The organism is Kitasatospora sp. NPDC127067 (genome assembly GCF_042724755.1).
Lineage (GTDB): Bacteria > Actinomycetota > Actinomycetes > Streptomycetales > Streptomycetaceae > Kitasatospora > Kitasatospora lactacystinica.
In genome coordinates this window covers 25,193-32,184 of the sequence record NZ_JBHXEM010000102.1, presented here as the reverse complement: position 1 = coordinate 32,184, position 6,992 = coordinate 25,193, and the positions used below count along the sequence as shown (strand labels likewise).

Here is a 6,992-nt window from a genome sequence, read left to right as displayed (position 1 = left end):
GCTGCTCCATGTTCTCGGCCATGGTCGAACTCCCTTCCGCATGGGGGGTGGTGACGGCGACGGCGGGCGGCCGCCCGCCGTCGCCCACCATGCTGGGCGGGACCGGCTGCGCCCGGCTTCGGGGCCGGTTGGGATCCGGTATGTCCGCAGGTCGGCGCGGCCGCGCCGGGCCGCGCGGACCGCACCGGGCCCTGCCGGCAGGCCTGCGCACCCCGCCCCGCCTGCGGCCATACCGCTCGCCAGGCGTTCCCGAACCGGGCCCGAAGCCGCGCCCGCGACCCTGGCCGGGAACGCCCGTGCACACCCGCTCCGCCGCGCACGCCCCGCACAGCGAAGGACGACCGAAGGACGGCCACCATGCCCTGCCCACTCTGCGCCCAGCCCGTCGGCACCAACGACCAGTTCTGCCCCTCCTGCGGCGCCGCCCGGGGCGCCGCCCTCGACCTGGCCGCCGAGGAGCGCAAGCTGGTCACGGTGGTCTTCTGCGACCTGGTCGACTCCACCGCCCTGTCCGGCGCGCTCGATCCGGAGACCCTGCGCGAGGTGATCCTGCGCTACTTCGAGCGGATGCACCGCCGGATCGAGGCGCACGGCGGCACCCTGGAGAAGTTCATCGGGGACGCCGTGATGGCCGTCTTCGGCGTCCCGGTGATCCGCGAGGACGACGCCCACCGGGCACTGGCCGCCGCCCTCGCCATGCTGGAGGACCTGGAGGACCTCAACACCGAGCTGGACGCCACCCTCGGGGTCCGCCTGGACGTCCGGATCGGTGTCAACACCGGCCAGGTGGTGGCGGGTTCGGACGCCTCGGCGCGCCAGGCGCTGATCTCCGGCGAGACCGTGAACATCGCCGCCCGGCTGCAGACCCGGGCCGCCCCCGGCCAGGTGCTGATCGGCCCGCAGACGCTGCGCGCGGCCGGTCCGGCCGCCCAGGTGGACGAGGTCGGCCCGCTGCACCTCAAGGGCAAGGCCGAGCCGGTCACCGCCTACCGCCTGGTCGCCCTGGACGAGGACGACCCGGAGCTGCTGCGCCGCTTCGACGTCCCGCTGGTCGGCCGGGATCGCGAACTGGCGCAGCTGGACGCCGCGTTGGCGCGGGTGGCGGGCGGCTCGGGGGCCGAGCTGCTGCTGGTCGCCGGCGAGGCCGGCATCGGCAAGACCCGGCTGGTGCGTGAGTGGCGCGAGCGGGTCGGCCGGCGCACCGCGCGCTGCGGCACCGCCCGCTGCCGCAGCTTCGGCGAGCAGGGCACACTGGCGCCGATCGCCGAGGCGGTCCGGACCCTGCTGGACGAGCCCGGGGGCGCCGCTCCGGCCGAGGCGCTGGCCCGGCTGGACGAGGCGACGGCGCCGGGCATCGACACCCGCCGCTCGCTGGAGCTGCTGGCCGCGATCCTGCGGGGCCGCACCGTCGAGCGCCCGGCCGTCCTGGTCCTGGACGACTGCCAGTGGGCCGGCCCGGCGCTGGTGGACGCCGCCGGGTGGCTGACGGCCGAGCTCGGCGGGGCCCCCGTGCTGCTGCTCTGCCTGACCCGCCCCGAGCTCCCGGCCGCCCGCCCGGAGCTGCCGGCACTGCCGGTCGGCGGCCTGTCCTGGGACGAATCCGCCCTGCTGGCCGCCCAGTTGACCGAACTGAGCGCCCACCAGGACGCGGTTCCCACCCGGCTGCTGGAGCGCGCCGAGGGCAACCCGCTGCACCTGGAGGAGCTGCTGGCCGCCCTCACCGAGACCGAGGGCCCCGTCCTGGCCGACGAACTGCCGCCCACCGGACGGGCCCTGCTCAGCGCCCGGATCGACGGGCTGGAGCGCGACGAACGCGCCACCCTCGACCTCGCCGCCGTCCTCGGCCGCGCCTTCACTGCCACCGAACTCGCCGAACTCGCCCACGGCGGCAGCGATCAGGACGCCTTCGCCGACCCGGAGGACGACGTCTTCACCGGCCCGATCGACGGGCTGCCGGCCGGCCCGTCCGCCGGGGGCGACGACACCCCGCCGCGGCTGCACGCCGCGCTGGCCCGGCTGGCCGAGCTGCGCCTGGTCGAACCGGCCGGCACCGGCTACCGGTTCAGCAGCGGCCTGGTCCAGGAGTCCGTCTACCAGTCGATGTCCAAGCGGGCCCGCGCCGAGCGCCACGAGCGCGCCGCCGACCTGCCGGCCGTCCGCTCCACCGGGGACGCCGCCGTCGGCGGCCACCTGGAACGCGCCCACCGCTACCGGCTCGAACTCGGCCTGCTGGACACCCGTACCGACGTGCTGCGCACCCGCGCGGCCGCCGCCCTCGGCGCCGCCGGGGCCGGCGCCCTGGCCCGCGCCGACCTGCCCGCCGCCACCGACCTGCTGGAGCGCGCCGTCCGGCTGCACTACCCGGGCGAGCGCGCCGCGGGCCCCGCACTGCGCCTCCTCGGCGAGGCCCGGCTGGCGCTCGGCCGCGCCGAGGAGGCGCTGCCCGTCCTCGCCCAGGTGCGGGACGCGGCCGCCGACCCGCTGGACGCCGCGCACGCCCGGCTCGCGCTGGCCGCCCGCGGCCTGCCGCCCGGCCCGGACCAGCCCGCCGCGACCGCCCGCGCCGTCCTGCCGCTGTTCACCGACACCGGGGACGACCTCGGCCTGGCCCGGGCCGGGCTGCGGCTGGCCGAGGAGCAGCTGCTGGCCGGCCGGCACACCGAGGCCGAGCGGCTGCTGGATCAGGCCCTCGACCGGGTCTGCCGCACCGACGCCGAGCTGGACCGGGCCGCCGTGCTGGCCGCACTGGCCGCCTCCCTGCTGGCCGGCCCCGAGCCCGTCCCCAACGCGACCTTCCGGCTGCGCGCCCTGCTCGGCGAGCACGGCACCGGCCGGCGAACCGTGCGGGTCGCGCTGAACGGCCCGCTGGCCGTCCTGCTGGCCCTGCGCGAGCGCCCCGAGGAGGCCGAACTGCTGCTCGCCGAGGCCAACAGCCTGGCCGGGGAACTGTCGCTGGCCGAGGCGATGGTGGCGCTGCCCGCGCTGACCGCCCAGGCGGCGGCCGCCCTCGGCCAGAGCGGCCAGGCGCTGGACCTGCTCGCCGACGCCGCCGAGATCGCCCGCCACCAGGGCAACCCCGCCCCGCTGCCGCGCCTCGCCCTGACCACCGCGCGGGTCCTGCTGGACACCGACCGCCCGGCCGAGGCCGCCCGGCACCTGGACGGCGCGGACGCCCTCGCCGCGCTGCCGCCGGTGCTCGCGATCGAACTGGACGCGCTGCGCGGCCGGCTCGCCGCCGCCCGGGGCGAGGCCGCGCCGGCCCTGGACCTGACCGCCGCCGCCCTGGCCGCCGCGGAGGCCACCGAGTCGCTGCTGCTCCAGGCGCTGACCGCGCTCGACCGGGCGCACGCCCTGCTGCTGCTCGACCGCCCCGCCGAGGCCGCGGTGGCCGCCGCCACCGCCCGGGACCGGTTCGCCGCCAAGGGCCACCTGCCTGGCGTGCGGCGGGCCGAGCGGCTCGGGGGCACCCGGTGAGCGGCCCGGCCGGCCTCACCTGGAGCCTGCGCGACCGCACCCCCGCCGACCTGCCGGTGCTCGCCGACGCCGTCGCCCCCGACGGCGAGGAGAGCGGCGAGGGCACCGGCGGGGGCGTGGGCACCGGCAAGGGCGTACGGGTCTGCGTGGTCGACTCCGGGGTCGAGCCCGACCACCCGCTGGTCGGGCCGGTGCAGGGCTCCTGGGCGGTGGCCAGGGACCCGGCCACCAGGGAGCTGGTCGTCCTCCCGGACTCCGCCGGCGACACCTGCGGGCACGGCACCGCCTGCGCGGGCATCATCCGCCGCACCGCCCCGGACTGCGAGCTCTACAGCGTGCGGGTCCTCGGCGAGCGCTTCACCGGCACCGGCGACATGCTGATCGCCGGGCTGCGCTGGGCCGTCGGGCAGCGCTTCGACGTGATCAACCTCAGCCTCTCCACCACCCGGACCCGCTTCCTGGACGAGCTGCACGCGATCGCCGACGACGCCTTCTTCGCCCGCACCGCGATCGTCGCCTCCGCCCACAACACCCCGGTGGAGAGCTACCCGTGGCGGTTCTCCTCGGTCATCTCGGTGGGCAGCCACCAGGAGGACGACCCGCGGCTGCACCTGTACAACCCGGCCCCGCCGGTGGAGTTCTTCGCGCCCGGCCAGAACGTCCGGGTGCCCTGGCTCGGCGGCGCCACCATCCGCACCACCGGCAACAGCTTCGCGACCCCGTACGTGGCCGGGCTCTGCGCCCGCATCCTGTCCCGGCGGCCGAGGCTGACCACCTTCCAGCTGAAGAGCGCGCTCTACCTCACCGCGGCCAACGTCCAGGTCCCTTCCACCCCCACCCCGGAGGCGCCCGATGACCCTCAGCACTGACCCCGCCGTCGACCCGCTGGCCCGCGAGCTGCTCCAGTCCGTGGTGGACGTCGCCCGGGCGATCTTCGGCGCCCAGGCGGGCTCGGTGTGCCTGCTCGACGAGGCGGCCGGGGAGCTGGTCTTCCAGGCCGTCTCCGGGCGCGGCGAGGAGTCGCTGGTGGGCCGCCGCTTCCCGGCCGGCCGGGGGATCGCCGGCTGGGTGGCCGCCTCGGGCGAGCCGATGGTGGTGGACGACCTGGGCGCCAACCGCACCTTCGACCGGGACTTCGCCGAGTCCACCGCGTACGTCCCGACCGCCCTGATGGCCGCGCCGCTCACCCACGGCAGCCGGGTGCTCGGCGTCCTGGAGGTGCTGGACCCGGCCCCGCAGGCCCGTGCCAGCCTGCCCGAGCTGGACCTGCTGGCGATGTTCGCCCGCCAGGCCGCCGCCGCCCTGCGGGTGATCGCCGAGCGCTCCCCCGCCCCGGCGCCGGCCCCCGACCGCGCCGCCGCCCTCGGCCTGCTCGCCGACCTGGAGGAGCTGCTGCGCCGTCAGCCCTGAGCGCCCCGGGCGTCCCGGGCCGGGGTGAGCCGGGCGATCTGCCCGCGCTCCAGCGCCGCGTACACCGTGCCGTCCGGGGCGACGGCGATGCCGTGCGGCTCGGCGCCCGCGCCCGGGACGGGGTGGCCGTCGAGCCGCCCGTCCGGGGTGAGCACCCCGATCCGGCCGGCGCCCCACTCGGTGAACCAGAGCGCCCCGTCCGGTGCGGCCGCGACGGCGTGCGGCCTGGCCGAGCGGTCGGCCAGCGGATGCTCGGTCACCTTCCCGTCCACGGTGATCCGCCCGACCAGCCCGCCGCCGATCCCGACGTACCAGAGCGCGCCGTCCGTCCCGGCGGTGATCCCGACCGGCGCGGTGCCCTCGGTGGGCAGCCGGTGGACGGTCACCGCGCCGTCGGTGCCGACCCTCGCCACCGCGTCCGCCTGGTTGAGCGTGCACCACAGCGCCCCGTCCGGCCCGGCCGTGATCAGCGACGGGAAGGCCCCGTCGACCGGCAGCGGGTACTGCGTCACCTCGCCGTCCACGGTGATCCGCCCGACCCGGTTGGCGTTCAGCTCGGTGAACCAGAGCGCCCCGTCCGGCCCCGCGGCGATCCCGTACGGGCCGGGGTCCTCGCCCGGCAGCTCGAACGAGCCGGCCCGCCCGTGCACGTCGATCCGCCCGATCCGGTGGTCCCGCATCCGGCTGAACCAGAGCGCCCCGTCCGGCCCCGCCGTGATCACCGCGGGCCCGCAGCCCGGCGCCCCGAGGCCGTAGCGCCGCACCGTCCCGTCCGGGGCGAGCCGTCCGATCTCCCCGCTGTGCACCAGCGTGAACCAGACGCCCCCGTCGGGCCCCACGGCGACTCCGTACGGCCCGGCTCCCGCCTCGGCCACCTCGAACAGTTCCATGCGACCCCTCCCGAAGCACTATTGCGACTCATGTCGCATTAGCAATGCTCACATGATCCCCCGACCGACGGCAACCCGCTTTCCGCTCCGCCCGGCCGACTGCTCAGCGGTCCGGCGCCGCCGACCGGTCCGGATCCCCGCGCAGCACCGAGACGACACCCATTCCGGCCGCGCAGACCGGGACGGCGAGCAGGGCGCCGATGATCCCGGCGATACCGGCGCCGGCCACCACGGCGACCATGATGGTCGCCGGGTGCAGCTCCACCGTGCGGCTCTGGATCACCGGCTGGAGGATGTTGCCCTCGATCATCTGCACCGTGAGCACCACGCCGAGCGCCCACAGCGCCGTGCCGATGCCGCCGTCGGCGAGGGCGACCAGGACCGCCGCCGTGCCGGACAGGAAGGCCCCGACGAAGGGGATGTAGGCGCCCATGAAGACCAGCGCGCCCAGCCCCGGCGCACCCGGCACACCGAGGGCGAGCAGGCCGATGGTGATGAAGCTCGCGTCGATCAGGGCGATCAGGGTGGTGCCGCGCATGAACCCGGCCATCGCGTCGAAGGCCCGCCCGGCGCAGGCGATCACGGTGGTGGCGCTGCGCTCGGGCAGGTAGGAGCGGATGACGTCGCCGGTGCGGTGGCCGTCCCGCAGGAAGAAGAACACCAGGGCGAGCGCCAGCACCCCGCCGGTGATCAGCTGGGTGAGCAGGCCGAGCCCGGAGAGCACGCCGTTGGTGAGGGTGGACACCAGCGAGTTGGTCTCGCCCTTGGCGTTGCTCAGCGCGTGCTGGATCTTCGACCCGAAGGGGCCGAGCCAGCCGGCCAGCCGCCGCCCGGCCTCCGGGAGCGAGGCGGCGATCTGCGGGGCGCTGTGCACCAGGGAGTTGACCAGCAGGGCGATCACCCCGCCGACCGCCGTGACCAGCACCGTGCAGGTCAGCCCGGCGGCCAGGCCCCGCCCGACACCCCGGCGCACCAGCCAGGGCACCACCGGGTAGAGCAGCGAGGTCCCGAGCAGTGCCAGCAGGAACGGCACGGTCGCGGCCCGCAGTTCGACCAGCGCGAAGACCACCAGCGAGGCGACGGCGATCAGCAGGATCACCGCCAGCGACCAGGCCGCCGCCTGCCGCAGCGCCGGGGGCAGCATCAGGTACGGCCTGCGGTGGTCCGGCCGCCGCTCCTCGCCGGACGCGCGCTCCACGGACACGGTCGCCTCCGCCG

The 6,992-nt window shown here is 76.9% G+C and carries 5 protein-coding genes; 3 read left to right on the top strand and 2 right to left on the bottom strand.

What is annotated here, in order from left to right; all coding sequences use genetic code 11:
• The first annotated feature begins 357 nt into the window (after window positions 1-357).
• Genes ACFWJ4_RS30915 through ACFWJ4_RS30905 form a run of 3 tightly spaced genes read left to right on the top strand, consistent with a single transcriptional unit; the run spans window position 358 to window position 4,884 of the window.
• Window positions 358-3,474, top strand: coding sequence for an adenylate/guanylate cyclase domain-containing protein (locus ACFWJ4_RS30915; RefSeq protein ID WP_380549764.1), 3,117 nt, complete (start codon window positions 358-360; stop codon window positions 3,472-3,474).
• Window positions 3,471-4,343, top strand: a complete 873-nt coding sequence (locus tag ACFWJ4_RS30910; protein ID WP_380549761.1) for a S8 family serine peptidase — start codon at window positions 3,471-3,473, stop codon at window positions 4,341-4,343. The genes ACFWJ4_RS30915 and ACFWJ4_RS30910 overlap by 4 nt, the downstream gene beginning before the upstream one ends.
• Window positions 4,327-4,884 (top strand): GAF domain-containing protein, encoded by a 558-nt coding sequence (locus ACFWJ4_RS30905; RefSeq protein WP_380549758.1) that lies wholly within the window; start codon window positions 4,327-4,329, stop codon window positions 4,882-4,884. The genes ACFWJ4_RS30910 and ACFWJ4_RS30905 overlap by 17 nt, the downstream gene beginning before the upstream one ends.
• Here ACFWJ4_RS30905 and ACFWJ4_RS30900 read toward each other — a convergent pair.
• Together ACFWJ4_RS30900 and ACFWJ4_RS30895 are read right to left on the bottom strand one after the other, a co-directional pair.
• Window positions 4,875-5,774: a virginiamycin B lyase gene (locus ACFWJ4_RS30900; protein WP_380549755.1), complete on the bottom strand. Its 900-nt coding sequence runs from the start codon at window positions 5,772-5,774 to the stop codon at window positions 4,875-4,877. The two genes, ACFWJ4_RS30905 and ACFWJ4_RS30900, sit on opposite strands and share 10 nt — an antisense overlap.
• A 103-nt stretch (window positions 5,775-5,877) precedes the next feature.
• Window positions 5,878-6,978, bottom strand: coding sequence for an AI-2E family transporter (locus ACFWJ4_RS30895; RefSeq protein ID WP_380549752.1), 1,101 nt, complete (start codon window positions 6,976-6,978; stop codon window positions 5,878-5,880).
• Between the last annotated feature and the right edge of the window lie 14 nt (window positions 6,979-6,992).

Coding starts and splice junctions, on each gene's coding strand:
- ACFWJ4_RS30915 (WP_380549764.1), top strand. CDS start 358: ATGCCCTGCCCACTCTGCGCCCAGCCCGTCGGCACCAACGACCAGTTC.
- ACFWJ4_RS30905 (WP_380549758.1), top strand. CDS start 4,327: ATGACCCTCAGCACTGACCCCGCCGTCGACCCGCTGGCCCGCGAGCTG.
- ACFWJ4_RS30900 (WP_380549755.1), bottom strand. CDS start 5,774: ATGGAACTGTTCGAGGTGGCCGAGGCGGGAGCCGGGCCGTACGGAGTC.